The organism is Bacillus sp. P4_D3 (assembly GCF_056401855.1).
In genome coordinates, this window is sequence record NZ_JBFUIN010000522.1 from 1 (window position 1) to 2,206 (window position 2,206).

Annotated in this window: 3 protein-coding genes; 1 reads left to right on the top strand and 2 read right to left on the bottom strand. The window is 32.4% G+C overall.

From position 1 onward, the window contains the following. Together AC1DTM_RS23545 and AC1DTM_RS23550 are read right to left on the bottom strand one after the other, a co-directional pair. The coding region (locus tag AC1DTM_RS23545; protein ID WP_477001020.1) for an FAD-dependent monooxygenase family protein at positions 1-961 on the bottom strand (961 nt) is incomplete at its 3' end. A gap of 80 nt (positions 962-1,041) precedes the next feature. Beyond that, positions 1,042-1,821 (bottom strand): undecaprenyl-diphosphate phosphatase, encoded by a 780-nt coding sequence (locus AC1DTM_RS23550; RefSeq protein WP_002161638.1) that lies wholly within the window; start codon positions 1,819-1,821, stop codon positions 1,042-1,044. A gap of 158 nt (positions 1,822-1,979) precedes the next feature. On the opposite strand from AC1DTM_RS23550, the gene AC1DTM_RS23555 reads away from it, so the two are divergent. Next, positions 1,980-2,186 carry a hypothetical protein gene (locus tag AC1DTM_RS23555; protein ID WP_002110134.1) on the top strand — a complete coding sequence of 69 codons (207 nt, stop codon included), beginning with the start codon at positions 1,980-1,982 and terminating at the stop codon, positions 2,184-2,186. The last annotated feature ends 20 nt before the right edge of the window (positions 2,187-2,206 follow it).

Below are 2,206 nucleotides of genomic sequence, written 5' to 3' on the forward strand. Positions count from 1 at the left end.
CATCAAAAAGACAATGCGCATCTCCAACTACTAACAATCTTTCAGGTAAATTATTAACTAGATCAAATCGCCTGCGTACTTGATATGGAATTTTGTACGTTTTTATATCGGTAATCGCCTCAGATTTGTTTAGAAACTCTGTAACATTAGGGATTGATAGATTTTCAGCAAAATCATAAAATTCATCATCAGTTTGCGGTGCTTTTTCATTTGCATATCCACTAAAAGTAACAAAATAACGATCATCTTCAATCGTTTGAATTAGAACACCATAAGGATTCTCAGGAAAACTTGGAGACATAAGCATATTACAACAGTCTAATTTCTCTTTTTCTTTGAGCCTAAACATTCTAGTTGCGTAAAACAAATCAATTCTTACTTTCTCTTCTTGTACTTTGAAATTGTATTCTTGTAACCAATCTATACTTTTCGAACCAAACCCACTTGCATCAACAACAAGATCTGCATGAAATTCTTCTTTCATTTCTGTTTTCAAACATTTAGCTCTTATTCCATAGACTTTATTAATTTTGTTATCTACTAGTAATCCTTCAACCAACATTTCATACTTCGTAGTAACATTTGAAACTTGTTCAATTCGTTTTTGAATATGAGATTCTAACAGAAGACGACTTTGCTGAATCATATTTATTTCGCCTTTGAAAGGCTGCTTCCATAGGCCGAACTGATGCCATTTTAAATCGCGAGTAAAGTTATTTACAATGCTACCTGCTTCAATTAATTMATTAGTAATGTTAGGAAACAACTCCTCAAGTGCTTCTTCGCCGCCTTTTAATAACACATGCGGATGATTACTTTGTGGAACTCTTTTACGAGGTCCTTTTCCATCCCATCTTTCTCCGGCTTCTAAAATGATTACTTCTTCAAACGTATTTGATAAAGCTTTTGCGACGAGTTTCCCTGCTATACTTCCACCGATAACGATAGCCTTAGTAAACATTTTTTCCCCCTTAATGAAAAGAGATCCTGTCGTTTATGAATGGAACAGGATCTTAACTAATAATTCCTTGCTAATTATATTTAAAACACCTTTGTGAATTGCAACGTTAAAATTAAAATACCTAATCCCCATACGTAATACGCGAATACTTTTAAAGAATGACGTTTTAAATATTGAATCATCCATGAAACTGCTATGTAACCAAAGAACGCTGCTGATAATGTTCCGACAATTAATGATGTACTAGAAATAGATTCTGCTTTCCCTTGAAAAACATCTGCAAATTGCAAGATGATAGCTCCGACAATAGCTGGTGTTGATAATAAAAATGAAAAGTACGCCGCTGTTTCGCGGTCTAACTTTCTCCATATTGCAGCGACAATTGTCATTCCAGAACGAGAAATTGCTGGAAATATAGCTACTGCTTGAAATGAACCAATTATGAATGCATCTTTATATGTAATATCATTCATTTTTTTACGACCGTTCTTTTGTTTATCAGCCATATAAAGAAATAAACCCGTCACTAAAAACTCCCAACCTATTGTTATACCTGTTTTTGAAATATCTTCAAAAAAGTCTTTAAATAATAAGCCGATTACAACCGCAGGTATCGTCCCGACAATAAGTAAAAACATAAGCTTTGAAAACGGATTTTTAATTAAATATATAAATTCTTTCTTATAATAAATAAACACCGCAAGTAACGTTCCGATATGCAGCATCGTATCTAAAAATAAACCTGCTTCATCTAATTGAAAAAGATGTCTCCCTAAGTAAAGATGCCCTGTACTACTTATAGGTAAAAACTCTGTCAGTCCTTGAATAATTCCTAAAATAAAAGCTTCTAGCCAATTCATGATGATCTCCTTTCTCATTTGCTTGTACCAATATATGATGCTTTAATTTTTGTTATGAAAGAAAATATATTTCTCTTGGGGATTTACTTTAACTTTTATTTAGAAGTTATGGATTGCAATATTGATGGATATATATGTAAAAATAAAGGAGGGTTTATATGGAGAAACACACAAAATTAGGCAACGTATTACTTTGGATTGGACCTATTCTTGTATTCTTAGGCTTATGTATGACAAATGTAATTACAGACATACCTTTCTTCGAAGGAAAGCATAAAACTCTTGGAATTATTATGTTATTTATAGGGGTACTTTGTTTAATTGCCGCTCATTACTTTAAAATACGAAAAAATTCTGCCGATTAAATAATATATTCCCTTATAAG